Below are 24,011 nucleotides of genomic sequence, written 5' to 3'. Positions count from 1 at the left end.
ATCTTATTACTAATCAATAAGTTGTATTTATTTTTAATTAAAAATGGAAATTGTTTTGTTTTTTTAATTTTATTGATTAGGCTTAAAAACGTTGAGCGAAAACTACACAACGATCTTCTGCTCAACTGGCGGGGAAACTATTCGGATCACTTACGAGGAGCTGCACCATGACACAACAGGCCACAACAACCGATGAACTGGCTTTTCTTAAGCCTTCTGGCGCGCAGGAACAGCAGGTTCTGACTGAGGATGCGGTGGAATTTCTGACCGAACTGGTGACCCGATTTACGCCTGAACGCAATAAGCTGCTGGCCGCACGTATTCAACAGCAGCAGGATATCGACGATGGCAAACTCCCTGGTTTTATTTCGGAAACTGCTTCCATTCGTAATGAAACCTGGAAGATTCGTGGTATTCCGGCTGATTTACAGGATCGCCGCGTAGAAATTACCGGGCCGGTTGAGCGCAAAATGGTCATTAACGCGATGAACGCGAACGTCAAAGTGTTCATGGCTGACTTTGAGGATTCCCTCGCACCGGACTGGAACAAGGTCATTGAAGGCCAGATCAACCTGCGCGATGCCGTTAACGGCACCATCAGCTACACCAACGACGCAGGCAAAATCTATCAGCTCAAGCCCGACCCTGCGGTGCTTATCTGCCGCGTACGCGGTCTGCACCTGCCGGAAAAGCACGTGACATGGCGCGGTGAAGCCATCCCGGGCAGCCTGTTTGATTTCGCGCTCTACTTTTTCCACAACTACAAAACGTTGCTGGCCAAAGGCAGCGGCCCCTATTTCTATCTGCCGAAAACGCAGGCCTGGCAGGAAGCGGCCTGGTGGAACGAGGTATTCTGCTTTGCGGAAGACCGCTTCAACCTGCCGCGCGGCACCATCAAAGCCACGCTGTTGATTGAAACGCTGCCGGCGGTTTTCCAGATGGACGAGATTCTGCACGCGCTGCGTGACCACATTGTTGGCCTGAACTGCGGCCGCTGGGATTACATCTTCAGCTATATCAAAACCCTGAAGAATCACCCAGACCGCGTACTGCCGGACCGTCAGGTAGTGACGATGGATAAACCGTTCCTCAGCGCCTACTCGCGCCTGCTGATTAAAACCTGCCACAAGCGCGGTGCCTTCGCGATGGGCGGTATGGCGGCGTTTATCCCAAGCAAAGATGCCGAGCGTAACGCGCAGGTACTGAACAAGGTGAAAGCGGACAAATCGCTGGAAGCCAATAACGGCCACGACGGCACCTGGGTGGCGCACCCGGGTCTGGCGGATACTGCGATGGCGGTATTTAACGAGGTGTTGGGTGAGCGTCCTAACCAGTTAGCTGTTTCCCGCGCTGACGATGCGCCGATTACCGCGGAAGAGCTGCTGACACCATGCGACGGTGAGCGCACGGAAGAGGGAATGCGCGCCAACATTCGCGTGGCGGTTCAGTACATCGAAGCCTGGATCTCCGGCAACGGCTGCGTACCGATTTATGGCCTGATGGAAGATGCGGCGACCGCCGAGATCTCCCGCACCTCCATCTGGCAGTGGATCCATCATCAGAAAACGCTCAGCAACGGCAAACCGGTGACCAAACCACTGTTCCGCCAGATGCTGGCCGAAGAGCTGCTGGTTATCAAAGATGAGCTGGGCGATGCGCGCTTCAGCGGCGGCCGTTTCGATGATGCCGCACGCCTGATGGAGCAGATCACCACCTCCGACGAACTTATCGACTTCTTGACCCTGCCCGGCTACCGCCTGCTGGCGTAATTCACCACATAACAATATGGAGCATCTGCACATGAAAACTCGTACCCAACAAATTGAAGATTTACAAAAAGAGTGGACGCAGCCTCGCTGGGAGGGCATTCGTCGCCCGTACAGCGCGGAAGAGGTGGTGAAATTACGTGGCTCGGTTAACCCGGAATGTACGCTAGCTCAGCTCGGTGCCGCCAGAATGTGGCGTCTGCTGCATGGCGAATCGAAAAAGGGCTATGTGAACAGCCTTGGCGCGCTGACCGGCGGGCAGGCGCTGCAACAGGCGAAAGCGGGTATTGAAGCGGTGTACCTGTCCGGCTGGCAGGTGGCGGCGGACGCGAACCTGGCCTCCAGCATGTACCCGGATCAGTCGCTCTACCCGGCGAACTCCGTCCCGGCGGTGGTCGACAGAATCAACAACACCTTCCGCCGCGCGGATCAAATTCAGTGGGCGAACGGCATTGAGCCAAACGACCCACGCTATGTGGACTATTTCCTGCCGATCGTTGCCGACGCCGAAGCCGGCTTCGGCGGTGTACTGAACGCCTTCGAGCTGATGAAGTCGATGATTGCAGCCGGTGCAGCGGCGGTACACTTCGAAGATCAACTGGCCTCAGTGAAGAAATGTGGCCACATGGGCGGCAAGGTGCTGGTCCCGACTCAGGAAGCGATTCAGAAGCTGGTTGCCGCGCGTCTGGCGGCCGATGTGATGGGCGTACCAACCCTGCTGATCGCCCGTACCGATGCGGATGCGGCGGATCTCATCACTTCCGACTGCGACCCGTATGACAGCGACTTCATCACCGGCGAGCGCACCAGTGAAGGTTTCTATCGTACTCATGCGGGCATCGAACAAGCGATCAGCCGTGGCCTGGCGTACGCGCCGTACGCCGACCTGGTGTGGTGTGAAACCTCCACCCCGGATCTGGCGCTGGCGAAGCGCTTTGCCGACGCTATTCACGCGAAATACCCTGGCAAGCTGCTGGCCTACAACTGCTCGCCGTCGTTTAACTGGCAGAAAAAGCTGGATGATAAAACCATCGCCAGCTTCCAGCAGCAGCTCTCAGACATGGGCTACAAATACCAGTTCATCACCCTGGCGGGTATCCACAGCATGTGGTTCAACATGTTCGACCTGGCGCACTCCTACGCGCAGGGTGAAGGGATGAAGCACTACGTTGAGAAGGTCCAGCAGGCTGAGTTCGCAGCGGCGAAAGACGGCTATACCTTTGTTTCTCACCAGCAGGAGGTGGGCACTGGCTACTTCGATAACGTCACCACTATTATCCAGGGCGGCGTATCGTCGGTGACCGCGCTGACGGGATCGACGGAAGAATCGCAGTTCTGATGAATGCCGGATGGCGCTTGCGCTTATCCGGCCTACCCGAAAATGTAGGCCGGATAAGGCGCGAGCCGCCATCCGGCAATGAGGGCGAAAGATGACGCGTGGCCTGGAACTCCTGATTGCCCAAACGATTCTGCAAGGCTTTGACGCCCAGTACGGGCGTTTTCTGGAAGTCACTTCCGGCGCACAGCAACGGTTTGAACAGGCCGACTGGCATGCGGTTCAGCAGGCAATGAAAAGCCGTATCCATCTGTACGACCACCACGTGGGGTTGGTGGTTGAACAGCTGCGCTGCATTACCGATGGTAAAAGTACCGATGCGGATTTTCTGCTGCGCGTCAAAGCGCAGTACACCCGCCTGCTGCCGGATTACCCGCGCTTCGAAATTGCCGAGAGTTTTTTTAATTCGGTCTATTGTCGACTCTTCGATCACCGCTCGCTAAGCCCCGAGCGGTTATTTATTTTCAGCTCGCAGCCGGAGCGTCGCTTTCGCGCGATTCCACGCCCGCTGGCAAAAGACTTCTTCCCGGATTCTGGCTGGGAAGCGGTGATTTTCAAAATGCTCAGCGACCTACCGCTGCGTCTGCCGTGGCAAAACAAATTCCGTGACGTTGGCTATATCATGGCGCACCTGAGCGAAACGCTGGGCGCTGAGACGCTGCATCGCGCGCATCTGCAAATCGCTAACGAACTGTTTTATCGTAATAAAGCCGCCTGGCTTATTGGCAAACTCATCACGCCAGACGGCACGCTGCCGTTTTTAATCCCGATTCATCGCACCGATGAAGGGGAGCTTTTCGTCGATACCTGCCTAACTACCACCGAAGAGGCGAGCATCGTCTTTGGCTTCGCGCGTTCCTACTTTATGGTTTACGCCCCGCTGCCCGCTGCTCTGGTCGAGTGGCTGCGGGAGATCCTGCCGGGCAAAACCACCGCTGAACTGTATATGGCGATTGGCTGCCAGAAGCATGCGAAAACGGAAAGCTACCGTGAGTACCTGAACTACATCGCTAGCACCGACGAGCAGTTTATCGAAGCGCCGGGCATTCGCGGGATGGTGATGCTGGTGTTCACGCTGCCGGGATTCGACCGGGTATTTAAAGTCATCAAAGACCAATTCGCGCCGCAAAAAGAGATGTCTGCCGCCCACGTGCGCGCCTGCTACCAGCTGGTAAAAGAGCACGATCGCGTTGGCCGTATGGCGGATACCCAGGAATTCGAAAACTTCGTTCTGGATAAGCAGCAGATTTCCCCCGCGCTAATGGCGCTCTTATTGCGAGAAGTACCGAAGAAAATCGTCGATATGGGCGATAAAATTGCTATCAGCCATCTCTACATCGAACGCCGAATGGTGCCATTGAATATCTGGCTGGAGCGAGTGGACGGCCAGCCGCTGCGCGATGCGGTGGAGGAGTACGGTAACGCCATTCGCCAGCTTGCCGCCGCCAATATTTTCCCCGGCGATATGCTGTTTAAGAATTTCGGCGTCACCCGCCATGGCCGCGTGGTGTTCTACGACTACGATGAGATTTGCTATATGACGGAGGTAAACTTCCGCGATATTCCACCGCCGCGCTACCCGGAGGATGAACTCGCCAGCGAGCCCTGGTACAGCGTGTCGCCGGGAGATGTCTTCCCGGAAGAGTTCCGCCACTGGCTATGCGCCGACCCACGCATCGGGCCGCTGTTTGAAGAAATGCACGCCGACCTGCTCAGCGCCGACTACTGGCGCGGCCTGCAAACGCGTATCAAGAATGGGCATGTAGAAGACGTTTACGCCTACCGCCGCCGTCAGCGTTTCGGTGTGCGCTACGCCTGATGTAGCCCGGCCGAGCAAAGCGACGCCGGGGTTTTGCATCGTGCTTACCCGGCGTCGCTTTGCTCGGCCGGGCTATTTCATCTTTATTTAATGCCGCCGTACGCCAGCGTCACCTCTTTCGCCGCCTTAATCACCATTGCGCCAAACTCGGTGACCCGGTCGTCGGTAATGCGCGAAATCGGCCCGGAAATGGAGATGGCCGCAAACGGCTCGCGGTGTTCGTCGTAAATACACGATGCCACGCAGCGCAGGCCGAGCGCATGTTCTTCATCATCAAACGAATAGCCGCGCTTGCGCGTCTGGGCGAGGTCATCTTTCAGATGTACTGGAGAAACCAGCGTCGCGTGAGTGTAAGCGTGCAGCCCCTTGCGGTGCAGCAGGCTGGTGACTTCCTCTTCGCTCAGTTGGGATAAGAACGCTTTGCCCGCCCCGGAGGCGTGCATTGGCAGCTTGCCGCCAATCGGAGCGGACATGCGCATCAGCTGCGTACACTGTACCTGGTCGATAATAATCGCCTGGTGATCGCTCTTATCGAGTACCGCCAGATTCACCGTCTCGCCGGAATCTTCCATCAGCTTGCGCAGAATCGGGTGGACGATCGCCAGCAAATTACGGCTTTGCAGGAAGCTGCTGCCGACGATAAAGGCGTGTGCGCCGACGGACCAATGCCCCAGCTCACCCACCTGACGCACAAATCCCAACTGCTGCATGGTGGTCAGCAAGCGGTGGGTGGTGGAGTTCGGTAGCCCAGCCTGCTGTGCGAGTTCGGTCAGCGCGACGCTGCTATGGGATTCGGCAATCCACTCCAGCAGCTTCAGGCCGCGGGTCAGTGATTGCACCTGGCCGGTTGCCGGGGCAGCGGCAGGGGCGGGTTTTCTACCGCGTTTCGCAGGAACGTTGGCAACCATCGCAACTCCTTTCTGTATCGTGGAAATTGTTTTCGTTTTTATTGATTATAATACAACCGTTCGTATTACTGCTCCGATGAGTCATGTTGAACATGTCTCAAGTAGCAAGTTGTTTCCTTTTCCACCCCCACAGTTTATGCCAGTATGCGTTATTGCTTTTTTATCTCTGGGTTTCGTTGAGCGGTGTCGGGAGTGCTTGTGAGCAGCAAAGTGGAGCAACTGCGTGCGCAGTTAAATGAACGTATTCTGGTTCTGGACGGTGGCATGGGCACCATGATCCAGGGCTATCGTCTGAGCGAGCAGGACTTCCGCGGCGAACGCTTCGCCGACTGGCCGTGCGACTTGAAGGGCAACAACGACCTGCTGGTGCTCAGCAAGCCGGAGGTCATCAGCGCTATCCATAACGCCTACTTTGAAGCGGGCGCGGATATCATTGAAACCAATACCTTTAACTCCACGACTATCGCTATGGCGGATTACCAGATGGAATCCCTGTCGGCGGAGATTAACTTTGCTGCGGCGAAACTGGCACGCGCCTGCGCCGACGAATGGACGGCGCGCACGCCGAATAAACCGCGCTATGTCGCGGGCGTGCTTGGCCCAACCAACCGCACCGCCTCTATCTCACCGGATGTCAACGACCCGGCTTACCGTAACGTGACTTTCGATCAGCTGGTGGCGGCCTATCGTGAATCCACCAAAGCGCTGGTGGAGGGCGGTAGCGACCTGATTCTGATTGAAACGGTCTTCGATACCCTGAACGCCAAAGCGGCAATCTTTGCGGTGAAAGAAGAGTTTGAAGCGCTGGGCGTTGACCTGCCGATCATGATTTCCGGCACCATCACCGACGCCTCCGGGCGTACGCTCTCCGGCCAGACGACCGAAGCGTTCTACAATTCCCTGCGCCACGCCGACGCTCTGACCTTCGGCCTGAACTGCGCCCTCGGCCCGGACGAACTGCGCCAGTACGTCCAGGAACTGTCGCGCATTGCCGAATGCTACGTGACCGCGCACCCGAACGCCGGTCTGCCGAACGCTTTCGGCGAGTACGACCTTGATGCCGACACCATGGCGGCCCAGATTCAGGAATGGGCGCAGGCGGGCTTCCTCAACGTGGTCGGCGGCTGCTGCGGCACCACGCCGGAACACATTGCGGCGATGAGCCGCGCGGTTGAAGGCTTGCCGCCGCGCAAGCTGCCGGATCTGCCAGTGGCGTGCCGTTTGTCCGGTCTTGAGCCGCTGAACATCGGCGACGACAGCCTGTTTGTGAACGTCGGTGAACGTACCAACGTCACCGGCTCGGCGAAGTTTAAGCGCCTGATCAAAGAAGAAAAATATAATGAAGCGCTGGACGTGGCCCGCCAGCAGGTGGAAAGCGGCGCACAGATCATCGACATCAACATGGATGAGGGGATGCTCGACGCCGAAGCGGCGATGGTGCGTTTCCTCAACCTGATTGCCGGTGAGCCGGATATCGCCCGCGTGCCGATTATGATCGACTCCTCAAAATGGGACGTCATCGAAAAAGGGCTGAAGTGCATTCAGGGCAAAGGCATCGTCAACTCCATCTCGATGAAAGAGGGCGTTGAACCGTTTATCGAACACGCGAAAAAAGTGCGTCGTTACGGTGCGGCAATGGTGGTGATGGCCTTTGATGAAGTGGGCCAGGCCGACACCCGCGAGCGCAAAATTGAGATTTGCCGCCGCGCCTACAACATTCTGACCAAAGAGGTGGGCTTCCCGCCGGAAGACATCATCTTTGACCCGAACATCTTCGCCGTAGCTACCGGTATTGAAGAACATAACAACTACGCACAGGACTTTATCGGTGCCTGCGAAGACATCAAACGCGAGCTGCCGCATGCGCTGATCTCCGGCGGTGTCTCCAACGTATCGTTCTCATTCCGCGGTAACGACCCGGTGCGTGAAGCCATTCACGCGGTGTTCCTCTACTACGCCATCCGTAACGGCATGGACATGGGGATCGTCAACGCCGGTCAACTGGCGATTTACGACGACCTGCCGGCCGAGCTGCGCGACGCGGTTGAAGATGTGATCCTCAACCGTCGCGACGACGGCACCGAGCGTTTGCTGGAGCTGGCCGAAAAATATCGCGGCAGCAAAACCGACGAGACCGCCAACGCTCAACAGGCGGAATGGCGCAGTTGGGACGTGAGAAAGCGTCTCGAATACTCGCTGGTAAAAGGCATTACCGAATTTATCGAGCTCGACACCGAAGAAGCCCGCCAGCAGGCTGCACGCCCGATTGAGGTGATTGAAGGGCCGCTGATGGACGGCATGAACGTGGTCGGCGACCTGTTCGGCGAGGGCAAAATGTTCCTGCCGCAGGTGGTGAAATCCGCCCGTGTGATGAAACAGGCGGTGGCCTACCTCGAACCGTACATTGAAGCCAGCAAAGAGAAAGGCTCCAGCAACGGCAAGATGGTTATCGCGACCGTGAAGGGCGACGTGCACGACATCGGAAAAAACATCGTCGGCGTGGTGCTGCAGTGTAATAACTACGAAATCATCGACCTCGGCGTGATGGTCCCGGCGGACAAAATCCTCAAAACCGCCAAAGAGGTGAATGCGGACCTGATTGGCCTCTCTGGCCTGATTACCCCGTCGCTGGATGAAATGGTTAACGTGGCGAAAGAGATGGAGCGTCAGGGCTTTACCATTCCGCTGCTGATTGGCGGCGCGACCACCTCCAAAGCGCACACCGCGGTGAAAATTGAGCAGAACTACAGCGGCCCAACGGTCTATGTGCAGAACGCCTCGCGCACCGTGGGCGTGGTGGCTTCGCTGCTCTCCGATACGCAGCACGATGACTTTGTCGCTCGTACGCGTAAAGAGTACGAAACCGTGCGTATTCAGCACGGGCGTAAAAAACCACGTACCCCGCCGGTAACGCTGGCCGCCGCGCGCGAAAACGATCTGGCGTTCGACTGGGAAAACTACACCCCGCCGGTGGCGCATCGTCTGGGGGTACAGGAAGTTGAAGCCAGTATCGAAACGCTGCGTAACTACATCGACTGGACGCCGTTCTTTATGACCTGGTCGCTGGCCGGGAAGTACCCGCGCATTCTCGAAGATGAGGTGGTGGGCGAAGAGGCGAAGCGTCTGTTCAAAGATGCCAACGACATGCTGGATCAACTGAGCGCGGAAAAATCCCTCAACCCTCGCGGCGTCGTCGGGCTGTTCCCGGCCAACCGCGTGGGCGACGATGTGGAAATTTATCGCGACGAAACGCGCACTCACGTGCTGACCGTCAGCCGCCATCTGCGCCAGCAGACCGAGAAAGTCGGCTTTGCAAACTACTGCCTGTCTGACTTTGTGGCGCCGAAAACCTCCGGCAAAGCGGACTACATTGGTGCCTTCGCGGTAACCGGTGGTCTGGAGGAAGACGCATTGGCTGATGCGTACGAAGCGAAGCACGACGATTACAACAAGATCATGGTGAAGGCGATTGCCGACCGTCTGGCGGAAGCCTTTGCCGAGTATCTGCACGAGCGCGTGCGTAAGGTTTACTGGGGCTACGCGCCGAATGAAAACCTGAGCAACGAAGAGCTTATCCGCGAAAACTACCAGGGGATTCGCCCGGCTCCTGGCTACCCGGCCTGCCCGGAACACACCGAGAAGGGCACTATCTGGGAACTGCTGGACGTGGAAACCCACACCGGTATGAAGCTGACCGAATCCTTCGCCATGTGGCCAGGCGCGTCGGTTTCCGGCTGGTACTTCAGCCACCCGGACAGCAAGTACTACGCGGTGGCGCAGATTCAGCGCGACCAGGTTGAGGATTACGCCTTCCGTAAAGGGATGAGCGTGGCGGAAGTGGAGCGCTGGCTGGCGCCGAACCTCGGCTACGACGCCGACTAATTCACAAAACCGTCATCTTTCCTTACAACTAACAGGGCGCTCAATGAGCGCCCTGTCTCTTTATTGGGCGTAAACCCTTATACTGAAAGAAGGCTCACGCGCGCTGCACACCTTATTCGGCCAGCATAGGGATGATTTGTAGGCCTGATAAGCGCAGCGCCATCAGGCATATGAGCCTCAGGAACCCATAACAATAAGGAGAAAATGATTCCGTGTTAACTCTGCTGCACCTACTTTCCGCCGTCTCGCTGTTGGTGTGGGGCACCCATATCGTGCGTACGGGCGTAATGCGCGTCTTCGGCGCACGCCTGCGTACCGTGCTCAGCCGCAGCGTCGAGAAAAAACCGCTCGCCTTCTGCGCAGGTATCGGCGTTACCGCGCTGGTCCAGAGCAGCAACGCCACCACCATGCTGGTGACCTCTTTTGTCGCGCAGGATCTGGTCGCCCTGACGCCTGCGTTGGTGATTGTGCTGGGGGCCGATGTCGGGACCGCGCTGATGGCGCGTATTCTGACTTTCGACCTGTCATGGCTGTCGCCGCTGCTGATATTTATCGGCGTGGCCTTTTTCCTTGGCCGCAAGCAGACCCGCGAAGGGCAGCTTGGCCGCGTCGGGATTGGCCTTGGGCTTATCCTGTTGGCACTGGAGCTGATTGTTCAGGCGGTCAGGCCGATTACCGAAGCCAACGGCGTACAGGTGATATTTGCCTCGCTGACCGGCGATATCCTGCTGGATGCTCTGATTGGTGCGGTATTCGCTATCATCAGTTACTCCAGCCTGGCGGCGGTGCTGCTGACCGCGACGCTGACCACCGCAGGAATTATCTCTTTCCCGGTGGCGCTGTGCCTGGTGATTGGCGCTAACCTGGGCTCTGGCCTGCTGGCGATGCTCAACAACAGCGCCGCGAATGCCGCTGCCCGCCGCGTGGCGCTGGGTAGCCTGCTGTTTAAGCTGGTGGGCAGCCTGATTATCCTACCGTTCGTCCATATTCTGGCTGAGGTGATGCACAAGCTGCCGCTGCCGGAGTCCGAGCTGGTTATCTACTTCCACGTCTTCTACAACCTGATTCGTTGCCTGGCGATGGTGCCGTTCGCCGAGCCGATGGCACGCCTCTGTAAGCGCCTGATTCGCGACGAGCCGGAGCTGGACGCCAACCTCAAGCCGAAGCACCTGGACGTGACCGCGCTGGATACCCCAACGCTGGCGCTGGCCAATGCCGCCCGCGAAACCTTGCGCATCGGTGATGCCACCGAGCAGATGCTGGACGGGCTAAAGAAGGTGATGCACGGCGAGCCGCGTGAAGAGAAAAACCTGCGCAAGCAGGCGGATGACATTAACGTGCTCTACACCGCTATCAAACTCTATCTGGCGCGAATGCCGAAAGATGAGCTGGCGGAAGAGGAGTCCCGCCGCTGGGCGGAGATTATCGAAATGTCGCTCAACCTCGAGCAGGCTTCGGACATCATCGAACGCATGGGCAGCGAGATTGCCGACAAATCGCTGGCCGCACGCCGTGCCTTCTCGGTTGAGGGGTTAAAAGAGCTGGAGGCACTGTATGAGCTGCTGCTAAGTAACCTGCAACTGGCGATGTCGGTCTTCTTCGCCGGTGACGTCACCAGCGCCCGCCGCCTGCGTCGCAGCAAGCACCGTTTCCGTATTCTGAACCGCCGCTACGCGCACGCGCACGTCGACCGTCTGCACCAACAGAACGTGCAGAGTATCGAAACCAGTACTCTGCACCTGGCGCTGCTCGGCGATATGCTGCGCCTGAACTCGCTGTTCTGCTCCGTTGCCTATAGCGTGCTGGAGCAGCCGGATGAAGACGACGATCGCGACGATTACTAGCGTAAACCCGGCGTCGCTGCGCTTATCAGGCCAACGGTTTGTAGCCCGGGCGAGGCGTTTACGCCGACCCCGGGTTTATGGCTTAGAAGCGATGCCCTTCCTCCAGCGCCACCGCTTCTTCGCCTGCTCTGAACACATAGGTGGTACGCGGCCCGCCAAGGGTTGCCTCACCATTAGCCACCTGAATCCAGTTACCTTCCGGCAGACCAATCACCGTTAATTCCGGCGCCACGACCAACAGTTCGCGAATACGCTGCTCGCGGGTTTCGCCTTTATGGCCTTCCGGCAGCGCGTTAGTGAAGTGTGGGTTAATCTGCAGCGGGAACAGCCCCAGCGCATCAAAGCCTTTCGGGTCGACAATCGGCATATCGTTGGTGGTACGAATGGTCTGGCAGGCGAGGTTTGCGCCCGCGCTCCAGCCTACGTACAGCGCGCCGCGCTTCACCACGTCGACAATCGGGGTCAGCAACCCGCGTTCGCGGCTCTCTTTCAGCAACTGGAAGGTGTTGCCACCGCCGACGATAATCAGCTCGGCGTTTTCAATCGCGGAGATAGGGTCTACCACGCTATGGATACCGGTGACAGTAACGCCCAGCGGCGCCAGAACGGCGGCAGTTTTTGCCGTGTACTCGTCCCAGGTCTGCGTGACGCCCGCAAACGGCAGAAACACCGCGCGACGGCGACCCTTCAGTTGACCGGCAATCAGCGGCAGCGCGTGTTCCAGCCAGGCTTTACCCGGCAGCGTCGAGTTACTCAGCAGAAGTAAGTCCATCATTTCTCCTATCTATCAGAAATTATCAATCAGGGCGGCATGTTATCACCCTGCATCAGATAGCTTACTGATGTAGTTCACGATGTTGCAGTACAGTGCCGGGAAGGGGCGTTTACCCCGCTCTGGCAAACGCCGCTGCCTCAGCAACCAGCGCATCATCCGGCCGCACGCCGGTGTACATAACAAACTGCTCCACCGCCTGCAGGGCAATCACTTCGGCGCCGCTGATAGTCTTTTTCCCCAAACGTTGAGCGAGCTGAATCACCGGTGTTTCCGGTGGTAGGGCCACGACGTCGAAGACCACGCTGGCGCGTGCCACCATCGTTTCGTTAAAGGCGAGTTGCTCGCTCTCTTTGCCGCCCGCCATGCCGATAGGCGTGACGTTGACCAGAATATCAATATCGTCAGCTTCCGGCTGTGCCTGCCACTGGAATCCGTACTGTTTTGCCAGCGCGGTGCCGTTGGCTTCATTGCGAGCGGCGATAATGACGTCGCTAAAGCCCGCGTCGCGGAAGGCGGCAATGACGGCTTTCCCCATCCCGCCGCTGCCCTGAATCATCACGCGGGCAGAGGTGTCGAGCTGGTGGCTGGCAATCAGGTTTTTTACCGCGATGAAATCGGTGTTAAACCCGGTCAGGTGACCGTTGTCATTGACGATGGTGTTGACGGAGTCGATGACCCTGGCTGACGGATCGATAGCATCCAGAAACGTCATGCAGCTCTCTTTAAACGGCATCGACACCGCACAGCCGCGGATGCCCAGCGCGCGAACGCCTTTCACCGCCGCCTCAATGTCCTGCGTGGTAAAGGCTTTATAGATAAAATTCAGCCCCAGTTTTTCATACAGATAGTTATGAAAGCGCGTGCCAAAGTTGCCGGGGCGGCCGGCAAGCGACATGCACAGCTGGGTATCACGGTTAATCATGGTCATGTCCTCGTCAAAGTCTTACTGCACTAAATATTCTGCGGTGGCTCGGTCGGTGACCAGCGCGTTGATATGCTGCCCGCGCAGCGCGCCAAGGAGGGCGGCGTACTTCTCTTCACCGCTCGCCAGACCGATGACATAGCGGGCCTGCTTTAAGGTCTTGAGCTCAATGGAAAGCGTTTTGTCCTGCATTGCGGTGGCAACGGGCATGCCGTCATCGGCAAAAAAGCGCGAGCAGATATCTCCAGCCACCTGAAGCGCCTCCAGCTCATCGCTCTGCGCATTGCCGTAAAACGCCTGCCAGTTGGCGGCATGGCGAATGGCGGGTGAACCAATGCCCACCACGGCGATGTCCAGCCGCTGCCAGTATTCGGCCAGCGTCTGAAAATGCGGAGATTGCATGATGCCCTGGCGAATCAGTGGGTTATCCAGCAGGGCCGGAAAATCAGCGAGATACGACTCGCCTTTGAGCCGCGTGGCGGCGCTGTAGGTCAGGGTATTGACGTGATAGCGGCTCGGAAGCTTACCCGACGGCCCGCCAACGATAGGCACGCACACCAGTGGGCGAGGCTGGCTGGACTGAGGCAATGCTTCGACCAGCGCGCTTACCGCACGCCCCCAGCCGAACCCAATGACGGCGTTTGGCGACAGCAGACGTTCAAACAGCTGCGCGCCATAGGCTCCCGCCTCGCTCTCCTGCGGTGCGACAACGGCCTCTTTCAGGCCAAATTTCTGTTTCAGTCGTTCTTCCAGCCACAGACTATCGTTGTAGTCATAGTTGATAGCGATGGTCACCACGCCAAGCTCGCGCCCGCGTTTGAGCAGGCGGCTAATAGTGGTGCGGTAAATCCCCAGTTCGTGGGCGATTTGCGCCTGCGTCATCTCCTGCTCGTAGTAAAGCTGGGCAATTTTCACGATCAGGCGGATATCGTCGCTATTTTCCATCGAAGTGGCTGGCTCCTGCACATATGTGCAAAACGTAAAAACGGGTTCTCGATCTGGTATAGCGCCGTCACGTCGGGAGTTCAAGCGTATTTGCGCAAAAGCTGTCAGCCGAGGGGTTGCACTTATGTGCAAAATCGACGTGATGAAAACAATGATTTGTCGCGGACTATTTTTTCTCACCCGAAAGGTAGGGTATATTTCGCTTTTACAGGAGAATTTATGCTGCCAGACTCATCCACCCGATTAAATAAATACATCAGCGAAAGCGGCATCTGCTCGCGTCGCGAAGCGGATCGCTTTATCGAACAAGGCAACGTCTTTATCAACGGCAAGCGCGCGACGATTGGCGATCAGGTCGTGCCGGGCGACGTTGTGAAGGTCAATGGTCGATTGATTGAGCCGCGGGAAGCGGATGATCTGGTGCTGATTGCACTGAACAAACCCGTCGGTATCGTCAGTACCACCGAAGACGGCGAGCGCGACAACATTGTGGATTTCGTTAACCACAGCAAGCGTATCTTCCCGATTGGCCGTCTGGATAAAGACTCCCAGGGGCTGATTTTCCTCACCAACCACGGCGACCTGGTGAACAAGATCCTGCGTGCCGGCAACGATCACGAGAAAGAGTATCTGGTCACCGTCGATAAGCCAGTCACCGATGAATTTATTCGCGGGATGGGCGCGGGCGTACCGATTCTGGGTACGGTGACGAAGAAGTGTAAGGTGAAGAAAGAGGCGCCGTTCGTCTTCCGTATTACCCTGGTGCAGGGCTTAAACCGTCAGATTCGCCGCATGTGCGAGCACTTCGGTTTCGAAGTCACCAAGCTTGAGCGTACGCGTATTATGAACGTCAGCCTGACGGGTATTCCGCTGGGTGAGTGGCGCGACCTGACCGACGACGAGCTGGTGGATTTGTTCAAGCTGATTGAAAACTCCTCCTCCGAAGCGAAACCGAAGGTGAAGGCCAAGCCGAAAACTACCGGTATCAAGCGCCCGGTCGTGAAGATGGAAAAAACCAGCGAGAAACCAGCACGTCCGGCGGGTAACGGTAAACGCTTCACCGCACCGGGACGTAAAAAGAAAGGCCGTTAACGCCTGCCGCGCGTCGGCGTACTCGCCGACCATGAAAACGAACTCTCGGTATCCGGTTTATAAGCCTGCTGTTTTTTCACCTGGCGGGCTTTCTTCGCTTCGGCTTCGCGCTGAACCATCAGTTTATCGATGTACTCCTTTTTCACGCTATTGGTTTCCGCGTTGGACAGCGGACGGCCATGCGCAATGCGCGCGCGGTCGAGCAGGGTTTTCAGTTCACGCTGCTCGCGCTCGGTCATCTCTTTTTGCGTAATGCGGGGGAGTGCCATAAGGGTTGCCCTCAATCGGATAGTTAACCCAGTGTACGGCAAAGGGGCAAATCTTTGTAGGCCGGATAAGGCGTTTACGCCGCCATCCGGCAATGTGCGTCATTTTGCCCGATGGCGCTACGCTTATCGGGCCTACAGCCCGGTCAGGCAAAGCGCCACCAGAGACTATTTTTGTTTTTTCTGCTCGATAGGCTTCCCTGACCAGTACCCCGCCAGCAGCGACCCAGACAGGTTATGCCATACGGAGAACAGCGCGCCCGGCAGCGCGGCCAGCGGCCCGAAGTAGATTTTCCCCAGCGCCGCGGCAAGACCGGAGTTCTGCATGCCGACCTCAATCGCCAGCGTGCGGCAGGTCGACTCATCAAAGCCAAACAGACGACCGCCCCAGTAACCGCCAAGCAGGCCGATGGTATTGTGCAGAATGACGGCGATAATCACCATAAAGCCCACGGATGCGATATGCGACGCGGAACCAGCAACCACCGCGCTGATAATCGCCAGAATACAGATCATCGAAAACGCCGGCAGATAAGGCTCCACCGCTTTCACCACGCGTGGAAACAGGTGGTGGATAACCAGACCCATGGCAATCGGGATAACCACAATTTGTAGAATGCTGAGCAGCATGCCCATCACGTCGACCTGAATATGTGCGTCAACGTACAGGCGCGTCAGCAGCGGCGTGGCGACCACGCCAACCAGCGTGGAGACGGACGAGATAGTGACCGACAGCGCCACGTCGCCCTTTGCCAGAAAGATCATCACGTTCGAGGCTGTACCGCTAGCCACGCTGCCAACCAGTACCATCCCGGCGGACAGCTCCGGCGGCATATGGAAAGCCAGCGCCAGCAGCCAGGCGGCAAGCGGCATCACCAGGTAGTGCAGGAAAATCCCCGCCGCAACCGGCGCAGGGCGCGACAGCACGCGCTTAAAATCATCCACCTTAAGATGCACGCCCATGCCGAACATAATCAGCATCAGCAGAGAGGGAACCAGCGGCCCGATAGGCGTGAAGGTGGCGGGAGTGAAGTAGGCAATAACAGAGAGCAGCAGCGCCCATAACGGGAACAGCCGGGTGATAACGGCGAGCATGTTGTATTCCTTGCAATATATTGGTGTTGTGTTGTGTTTTTATAAAAAAAAGCCGGGTTCGAGCCCGGCTATAGTTATTGTTTATCGCGTGGTGGAATATTATTCAAACAAATTATGATGAAGTTTCTGCACCACCTGCTCGGCTTCCGCTCCCGGCACCAGGAAGCACAGGTTATAGCTGGACGCACCGTAGCAAATCATGCGGATGTTGAACGGCTCAAGCACGCCAAACACCTCTTTGCCCACGCCGCAGGCTTTCGACAGGTTATTACCAATCAACGCCACCAGCGCCAGGTTCTCTTCTACTTCTACGCGGCACAGCGCCGACAGTTCCATCAGCAGCGACTGCGTCAGCAGGGTGTCGCCGGTAGAGGTTGAACCGGTGGTATCCAGCGTTAACGCGACGCTAACTTCAGAGGTGGTGATCAGGTCTACAGAGATGCTGTGGCGCGCCAGAATGCCGAACACTTCCGCCAGGAAGCCGCGGGAGTGCAGCATGTTCAGGCTGTGCAGGGTCAGCAGGGTCTGCTTACGACGCAGCGCCAGCGCGCGGAATAAAGGTGGGTTGGCGGTTTTATTGCATACCATCGTGCCTCCGGCTTTCGGATCTTTGCTGGAGCCGACGAACACCGGAATATCGCTGCGAACGGCGGGAAGCAGGGTCGCCGGGTGCAGGACTTTCGCGCCGAAGGTCGCCAGCTCGGCGGCCTCTTCAAAGGCGATTTCATCAATACGTTTTGCCGCTGGAACCACGCGCGGGTCGGTGGTGTAGATGCCCGGAACGTCAGTCCAGATATCGACACGCGTCGCATGCAGCGCTTCGCCCAGCAGCGCGGCGGTGTAGTCGCTGCCGCCACGACCAAGCGTCGTGGTGCGGCCTTTGCTTTCGCTGCCGATAAAGCCCTGGGTGATCACCAGACCTTCGTCGAGGCGCGGAGCCAATTGCTGGGTTGCCAGTTCGGCCAGTGCGGTAACATCCGGCTCGGCGCGGCCAAAGCGGTCGCTGGTGCGCATCACTTTGCGCACGTCAAACCACTGCGCCTGCACGTGACGTTCACGCAGAATTTCAACAAACAGCAGGGTAGACATCAGTTCGCCGTGGCTGACCAGTTCGTCGGTCAGGGCGGTTGAAGTTGCCAGGGAAGCGGCTTCCGCCAGCGTGCCGAGGTTTTCCAGCAGGCGTTCAATTTCATCGCGGATAACGGCAGGGTTTGCCAGACGTTCAAGTACGGCGTACTGAATGGCGCGAATGGCTTCCAGTTTGGCCTGGCGCTCGGCTGGCTCCAGCCCTTCGGCCAGGGCAACCAGCAGGTTGGTGACGCCCGCCGAAGCAGACAGCACAACCACGCGTACGTTAGCGTCGGAGAGCACCACATCGGCGCTACGGTTCATGGCGTCAAAATCGGCCACGCTGGTGCCACCAAATTTGGCGACGACTAATGCTGTCATAATAACCTCGTGTCAGGGGAGGTCAGGTTCAGATAAACCGGACCAAATTATTCAGCCTTGGCACAAGGGAAGAGCGAAAGACGGGTGGGCGCAGAGCGATAAACAACTACGATTTCACCCAGAAGTGCTCCACCACTTGCGAAACGCCCGACTGCGAACGTTTCTGGTGACAACCCAGGGGATTCAGCCCCTGCAGCCGATGGTGAACGCAACCTGTTGTTCACGCATCTCGGCGTTGCTCCCCCTCAGGTGTTTTCACAGGATTGGTTCCTCCCACACCCTTTACCTGGGCAACGCGCCTCTTCTGGCCTGCGCATGCGCAGGTAGTACGTTTATAAATAAAGGGTTAGCGGGTACCTTGTCAACGCTGGGGTTATGCGGATTTTTCATGCAGGCGAGCCCCACAGAAACGGGGCTTATAAAGGCTATACTTTTGTCTGTTTTCTGCGCGATTTTGTCAGCCTTAGGGGGGATAACATTAAAACCATCACAATTTTTTGTGACAGGCGCTACAATCGAGGCAGTTTGATTCTTAAATCAGAAGGGTATTGCTAATGAAAAACATCAACCCAACGCAGACCGCTGCGTGGCAGGCACTACAGAAACACTTCGATGTCATGAAGGACGTGACCATTGCGGAACTGTTCGCTAAAGATAGCGACCGTTTCAGCAAATTTTCCGCGACCTTCGACGATCAGATGCTGGTCGATTTCTCCAAAAACCGTATTACCGAAGAGACCCTGGCAAAACTGCTCGATCTGGCCAAAGAGACCGATCTGAGCGGTGCGATTAAGTCCATGTTCTCCGGCGAGAAAATCAACCGCACCGAAGACCGTGCCGTGCTGCACGTGGCGCTGCGTAACCGTAGCAATACCCCAATTATCGTTGATGGCAAAGACGTGATGCCGGAAGTGAACGCGGTGCTGGAGAAGATGAAAGCCTTCTCTGAAGCGATCATCTCCGGTCAGTGGAAAGGCTACACCGGCAAATCCATCACTGACGTGGTGAACATCGGTATCGGCGGCTCCGACCTCGGCCCATTCATGGTGACGGAAGCGCTGCGCCCGTACAAAAATCACCTGAACATGCACTTCGTCTCTAACGTCGATGGTACCCACATCGCCGAAGCGCTGAAAAACCTAAACCCAGAGACTACGCTGTTCCTGGTAGCGTCTAAAACCTTCACCACTCAGGAAACCATGACCAACGCCCACAGCGCGCGCGACTGGTTCCTGGCAAGCGCGGGCGACCAGAAGCACGTGGCAAAACACTTCGCGGCGCTGTCTACCAACGGTAAAGCGGTGTCTGAATTCGGTATCGATACGGCCAACATGTTCGAGTTCTGGGACTGGGTTGGCGGCCGCTACTCTCTGTGGTCTGCGATTGGTCTGTCTATCATTCTGTCCGTGGGTTACGACAACTTCGTTGAGCTGCTCTCCGGCGCGCACGCGATGGACAAGCACTTCTCCACCACGCCTGCGGAGAAAAACCTGCCGGTACTGCTGGCGCTGATCGGCATCTGGTACAACAATTTTTACGGTACCGAAACTGAAGCGATTCTGCCTTACGACCAGTACATGCACCGCTTTGCCGCGTACTTCCAGCAGGGCAACATGGAGTCCAACGGTAAGTACGTTGACCGTAACGGCAACAAGGTTGAACACCAGACTGGCCCAATCATCTGGGGCGAGCCGGGCACCAACGGCCAGCACGCGTTCTATCAGCTGATTCACCAGGGTACCAAAATCGTTCCGTGCGATTTCATCGCCCCGGCCATCACCCACAACCCGCTGACCGACCATCATCCTAAGCTGCTGTCTAACTTCTTCGCCCAGACCGAAGCGCTGGCGTTTGGTAAATCTCGCGAAGTGGTTGAGCAGGAATACCGTGACCAGGGTAAAGACCCAGCAACCCTGGACTACGTCGTACCGTTCAAAGTGTTCGAAGGCAACCGTCCAACCAACTCCATCCTGCTGCGCGAAATTACCCCGTACAGCCTGGGTGCGCTGATTGCCCTGTACGAGCACAAAATCTTCACTCAGGGCGCTATCCTGAACATCTTCACCTTCGACCAATGGGGCGTAGAGCTGGGTAAACAGCTGGCTAACCGCATCCTGCCGGAGCTGAACGATGATAAAGCCATCGACAGCCACGATAGCTCCACCAACGGTCTGATCAACCGTTATAAATCCTGGCGCGCGTAAGGTTATATATTCTCAATGCCGGCGTAATGTCGGCATTTTTTTTGTCAGATAATTCCGTATATCTTCAATTTCTGAATTATATTGATATTGAGCATAATCCTAAATATCACCTATCCCAGATGTATGTTTCGGATTAACCGTATATTGCCATTCTTAAATTAATAATTAACACACTGTTATTTATTGATATTTTATTTTATTATCTTTCATTTTCATATTTTCCGAAAAAACCTTCCCCTATTTCCCATCACCGAATTCCGTTCATTTGGTTGTGTATACTCGATGACGCCTGAATATTCTCAGGTACATATCCATTCATCTAATGAAGGGAATACGTATGAAGAAAATCCTCTATGGCATTTTTGCCATATCGGCGTTTGCTGCGGCAAGCGCCAGCGCGGCACCTATTGAAACAGGTGAAGCGGCTGGTGCAGCAGCAACGTCAGTGTCGGCCGGGAGTTCAACCGCCACCAGCGCCAGCACCGTAGGTTCTGCGGTCGGTATGGCGCTGGCAGCGGCTGGCGGTGATGGTTCCAACACCGGGACCACCACCACGACCAGTACGACAACGACCACCCGTACTCAATAAAAACGGTACGTTAATCCTAACCACACTTCGGTGTGGTTATTTTGCCCCTGGAGAAGCGTCGTGAAGCGACTTGTTATTCCCCTTATTTGCCTGTTGCTTCAGGCGTGTTCACCCAGCACCAAGGGACTGGGGAAATCGCTTTGGCAAAGCGTATCTGGTGAGTCGGGCGTACAGCTTACCGACGACGAAATCCAGACCATGCCATACGCCAGCCAATATATGCAGCTTAACGGCGGACCGCAGATCTTCGTGGTGCTGGCGTATTCCGAAGAAGGTCAGCAGAAATGGCTGACGCAGGACCGGGCAATGCTGGTGACACAGCATGGACGCCTGGTAAAAACCAAGCTGGCGGGCGACAACCTGCTCACGGTGAATAACCTCGACAACGACCCGCTGGCCCGCCCGAACCAGATAACCGACGGCGCGCGCTGGACGCGGACAATGGGCTGGACCGAGCACCAGCAGGTGCGCTATGCCACCGCCACGTCCACCTTCCACTGGGACGGCAACGATACGCTGACCATGTCGGGCCAGGACACCGCCGTACGTGTTCTGGAAGAGGAGGTGACTACCTCTGAAGCGAGCTGGCGCAACCGCTACTGGGTCGACAGCGAAGGGCAAATTCGCCAGTCAGAACAATATCTCGGCGCAGGAACCTTCCCGGTAAAAACCATGCTTATCAAGGCGGCGAAATCATGAAAAAACCGTTAATTATCGCCGCCATGCTAAGCGCTATCTCCTTTGCCGCCCAGGCGGCAGGTACCGTCGAGGTTCATATGGCGGGCGTTGAAAAGCCGCTGACTTTAACCCACGCCGAACGATTGGCCGACCTGGTCGGGCAACCGAGGCTGGCGGGAAGCTGGTGGCCCGGCGCGGCGATCACCTCTCCGCTGGCCGCCGCTCAAGCCGAGCGTGAACATCAGGCGCTGCTGGCAGAACTGGCCGGGCTTGCGGCGGATGAGGACGGTAGCGAGGCGGGGGCGATTAATGCCCTGCGCAACCAACTGCAGGCTATCCCGGTGACCGGGCGCTTATTGGTGCCGCTGGACCCTGACACCGTGCGGGTCCGCAGCAAAAATAACCCGCCGCTCGAAGGCCATTACACCCTGTGGCTGGGGCGTGAACCTTCCACTATCACGTTGGTTGGTCTGGTGGATAAACCGGGAAAAATCCCTTTCACGCCGGGACGCGACGCGGCCAGCTACCTCGATGATATCAGCCTGCTCAGCGGCGCGGATCGCAGCTACGCCTGGGTGATTTACCCGGACGGGCGCACGCAAAAAGCGCCGGTGGCGTACTGGAATAAGCGGCACGTTGAACCGATGCCCGGCAGCATTCTGTTTGTCGGCTTTGCCGACTCACTGTGGACGAAAAAATACGAAGCGCTGAACGCTGAAATCCTTCGCTCCCTGTCGCAGCGGAGACCTGAATAATGAAAAAAGCTTGTCTTTACAGCCTGTTGGCCCTGTCGGTTAGCGCGGCGTGCCATGCGGAAACGTTTCCCGCCCCTATCGGCCCCTCGCAGTCAGACTTTGGCGGCGTAGGCCTGCTGCAAACCCCAACGGCGCGCATGGCGCGCGACGGCGAGTTCAGCCTGAACTATCGCGATAACGATCAGTACCGCTATTACTCCGCCTCCGCCCAGCTTTTCCCGTGGCTCGAAACCACGCTGCGCTATACCGACGTGCGTACCAAACAATACAGCAGCGTGGATGCCTTCTCCGGCTCGCAAACCTACAAAGATAAAGCCTTCGACGTGAAGCTGCGCCTGTGGGAAGAGAGCTACTGGATGCCGCAGGTGGCGGTGGGCGCGCGCGACATCGGCGGTACCGGCCTGTTTGACTCGGAATATATTGTTGCCAGCAAAGCCTGGGGGCCGTTCGACTTTACTCTCGGCTTAGGCTGGGGCTATCTCGGCACCAGCGGTAACGCCACCAACCCGTTCTGCTCCTACAGCGACAAATACTGCTACCGCGATAATAGCTATCGTAAAGCGGGCTCGGTTGATGGCAGCCAGATGTTCCATGGCCCGGCGGCTTACTTTGGCGGTATTGAGTACCAGACGCCGTGGCAGCCACTGCGCCTGAAGCTGGAGTATGAAGGTAACAACTACCAGCAGGACTTTGCTGGCAAGCTCGATCAGAAGAGCAAAATTAACGTCGGCGCTATTTATCGCGTTACCGACTGGGCCGATGTGAACCTCAGCTACGAGCGTGGCAATACGGTGATGTTCGGCTTTACCCTGCGTACCAACTTTAACGATCTGCGTCCGTCCTATAACGACAACGCGCGCCCGACTTATCGACCTCAGCCGCAGGATCCTATCCTCCAGCATTCGGTAGTGGCGAACCAACTGACCCAGCTTAAGTACAATGCGGGCTTTGCGGCGCCGAATATTCAGGTGCAGGGCGACACGCTGTACGTCACCGGCGAGCAGGTGAAGTATCGTGATTCGCGTGAAGGGATCGAACGCGCCAATCGGATCATCGCCAACGATCTTCCGGAAGGGATCCGCACGATCCGCATTACCGAGACGCGGCTGAATCTGCCGGAAGTGACCACGGAAACCGATGTGGCGAGCCTGCAACGGCATCTCGCCGGGGAGCCGCTGGGGCAGGAGACGCCGCTGGTGCAAAAACGCGTTGCGCCGATCGTGCCGGATAAAACCGAGCAGGGCTGGTATATCGACAAATCGCGCTTTGATTTCCATATCGACCCGGTGCTTAGCCAGTCTATCGGTGGGGCGGAAAGCTTCTATATGTACCAGGTGGGGGTAATGGGCTCGGCGGACTGGTGGGTGACCGATCACCTGCTGACCAGCGGCAGCCTGTTTGCCAACGTTGCAAACAACTACAATAAATTTAATTACACCAACCCACCGAAGGACTCAACCTTGCCGCGCGTTCGTACGCATATCCGTGAATATGTGCAGAACGATGTTTACGTGAATAACCTGCAGGCCAACTACTTCCAGTATCTGGGCAATGATTTCTACGGCCAGGTCTACGGCGGCTATCTGGAAACCATGTACGGCGGCGCTGGGGCAGAAGTGCTCTATCGGCCGGTGGACAGTAACTGGGCCTTCGGTCTGAACGGCAACTACGTGAAGCAGCGTGACT

Annotated in this window: 18 protein-coding genes and 1 riboswitch; of the genes, 11 read left to right on the top strand and 7 right to left on the bottom strand. The window is 57.0% G+C overall.

Translation table 11 applies throughout. The features are described from left to right. The first annotated feature begins 167 nt into the window (after positions 1 to 167). From aceB to aceK, 3 genes are all read left to right on the top strand, one after another. Positions 168 to 1,769: a malate synthase A gene (gene aceB, locus GKAS_RS14940; protein WP_035895223.1), complete on the top strand. Its 1,602-nt coding sequence runs from the start codon at positions 168 to 170 to the stop codon at positions 1,767 to 1,769. A 31-nt stretch (positions 1,770 to 1,800) separates the two neighbouring features. After that, positions 1,801 to 3,105 (top strand): isocitrate lyase, encoded by a 1,305-nt coding sequence (aceA, locus tag GKAS_RS14935; RefSeq protein ID WP_035895222.1) that lies wholly within the window; start codon positions 1,801 to 1,803, stop codon positions 3,103 to 3,105. A gap of 91 nt (positions 3,106 to 3,196) precedes the next feature. Continuing rightward, entirely contained in the window at positions 3,197 to 4,921 is a 1,725-nt protein-coding gene (aceK, locus tag GKAS_RS14930; protein WP_035895221.1) for a bifunctional isocitrate dehydrogenase kinase/phosphatase, read from the top strand. Positions 4,922 to 5,004: 83 nt separating this feature from the next. On the opposite strand, the gene iclR is transcribed toward aceK, so the two are convergent. Further along, a complete protein-coding gene (gene iclR, locus GKAS_RS14925; RefSeq protein ID WP_035895219.1) occupies positions 5,005 to 5,829 on the bottom strand; it encodes a glyoxylate bypass operon transcriptional repressor IclR in 825 nt (274 codons plus the stop codon). Positions 5,830 to 6,027: 198 nt separating this feature from the next. Here iclR and metH point away from each other — a divergent pair, with 198 nt between their 5' ends. Then, complete coding sequence (metH, locus tag GKAS_RS14920; RefSeq protein WP_035895217.1) at positions 6,028 to 9,711, top strand: methionine synthase; 3,684 nt, start codon at positions 6,028 to 6,030, stop codon at positions 9,709 to 9,711. Positions 9,712 to 9,923: 212 nt separating this feature from the next. Continuing rightward, the gene (locus GKAS_RS14915) at positions 9,924 to 11,555 is read left to right on the top strand and encodes a Na/Pi cotransporter family protein (protein ID WP_035895216.1); all 1,632 of its coding nucleotides are present in this window, start codon (positions 9,924 to 9,926) and stop codon (positions 11,553 to 11,555) included. 82 nt (positions 11,556 to 11,637) lie between these two features. On the opposite strand, the gene pepE is transcribed toward GKAS_RS14915, so the two are convergent. The 3 genes from pepE to GKAS_RS14900 all read right to left on the bottom strand — a co-directional run bounded on the left by pepE (position 11,638) and on the right by GKAS_RS14900 (position 14,197). Beyond that, positions 11,638 to 12,327, bottom strand: coding sequence for a dipeptidase PepE (gene pepE / locus GKAS_RS14910; protein WP_035895215.1), 690 nt, complete (start codon positions 12,325 to 12,327; stop codon positions 11,638 to 11,640). A gap of 112 nt (positions 12,328 to 12,439) precedes the next feature. Next, positions 12,440 to 13,252: a shikimate 5-dehydrogenase gene (locus GKAS_RS14905; RefSeq protein ID WP_035895213.1), complete on the bottom strand. Its 813-nt coding sequence runs from the start codon at positions 13,250 to 13,252 to the stop codon at positions 12,440 to 12,442. 21 nt (positions 13,253 to 13,273) lie between these two features. Beyond that, positions 13,274 to 14,197: a sugar-binding transcriptional regulator gene (locus GKAS_RS14900; protein WP_035895211.1), complete on the bottom strand. Its 924-nt coding sequence runs from the start codon at positions 14,195 to 14,197 to the stop codon at positions 13,274 to 13,276. Between the two features lie 219 nt (positions 14,198 to 14,416). On the opposite strand from GKAS_RS14900, the gene rluF reads away from it, so the two are divergent. Continuing rightward, positions 14,417 to 15,289, top strand: a complete 873-nt coding sequence (gene rluF, locus GKAS_RS14895) for a 23S rRNA pseudouridine(2604) synthase RluF (RefSeq protein ID WP_035895209.1) — start codon at positions 14,417 to 14,419, stop codon at positions 15,287 to 15,289. Here rluF and GKAS_RS14890 read toward each other — a convergent pair. The 3 genes from GKAS_RS14890 to lysC form a co-directional block, all read right to left on the bottom strand. Beyond that, entirely contained in the window at positions 15,286 to 15,558 is a 273-nt protein-coding gene (locus tag GKAS_RS14890; RefSeq protein ID WP_035895208.1) for a YjbD family protein, read from the bottom strand. The genes rluF and GKAS_RS14890 overlap by 4 nt on opposite strands. A gap of 165 nt (positions 15,559 to 15,723) precedes the next feature. Further along, positions 15,724 to 16,650: a ketopantoate/pantoate/pantothenate transporter PanS gene (panS, locus tag GKAS_RS14885; protein WP_035895206.1), complete on the bottom strand. Its 927-nt coding sequence runs from the start codon at positions 16,648 to 16,650 to the stop codon at positions 15,724 to 15,726. Positions 16,651 to 16,749: 99 nt separating this feature from the next. Beyond that, entirely contained in the window at positions 16,750 to 18,099 is a 1,350-nt protein-coding gene (gene lysC, locus GKAS_RS14880) for a lysine-sensitive aspartokinase 3 (protein WP_035895204.1), read from the bottom strand. Positions 18,100 to 18,213: 114 nt separating this feature from the next. Next, positions 18,214 to 18,411, bottom strand: a riboswitch (Lysine riboswitch). A gap of 242 nt (positions 18,412 to 18,653) precedes the next feature. On the opposite strand from lysC, the gene pgi reads away from it, so the two are divergent. From pgi to GKAS_RS14855, 5 genes are all read left to right on the top strand, one after another. Further along, positions 18,654 to 20,303 carry a glucose-6-phosphate isomerase gene (gene pgi, locus GKAS_RS14875; protein ID WP_035895202.1) on the top strand — a complete coding sequence of 550 codons (1,650 nt, stop codon included), beginning with the start codon at positions 18,654 to 18,656 and terminating at the stop codon, positions 20,301 to 20,303. Between the two features lie 337 nt (positions 20,304 to 20,640). Further along, positions 20,641 to 20,892 (top strand): exopolysaccharide production protein YjbE, encoded by a 252-nt coding sequence (yjbE, locus tag GKAS_RS14870; protein ID WP_035895200.1) that lies wholly within the window; start codon positions 20,641 to 20,643, stop codon positions 20,890 to 20,892. A 60-nt stretch (positions 20,893 to 20,952) separates the two neighbouring features. After that, positions 20,953 to 21,591: a YjbF family lipoprotein gene (locus tag GKAS_RS14865; RefSeq protein ID WP_035895198.1), complete on the top strand. Its 639-nt coding sequence runs from the start codon at positions 20,953 to 20,955 to the stop codon at positions 21,589 to 21,591. Continuing rightward, positions 21,588 to 22,325, top strand: a complete 738-nt coding sequence (locus GKAS_RS14860) for a capsule biosynthesis GfcC family protein (RefSeq protein ID WP_035895196.1) — start codon at positions 21,588 to 21,590, stop codon at positions 22,323 to 22,325. The genes GKAS_RS14865 and GKAS_RS14860 overlap by 4 nt, the downstream gene beginning before the upstream one ends. Beyond that, a partial coding sequence (locus GKAS_RS14855) for a YjbH domain-containing protein (RefSeq protein ID WP_035895194.1) occupies positions 22,325 to 24,011 on the top strand: 1,687 nt, incomplete at its 3' end. The genes GKAS_RS14860 and GKAS_RS14855, both read left to right, overlap by 1 nt.

Source organism: Kluyvera ascorbata ATCC 33433, assembly GCF_000735365.1.
Lineage (GTDB): Bacteria > Pseudomonadota > Gammaproteobacteria > Enterobacterales > Enterobacteriaceae > Kluyvera > Kluyvera ascorbata.
The sequence above is the reverse complement of the archived record's forward strand: the minus strand, read 5'-3'. Positions and strand labels throughout refer to the sequence as shown.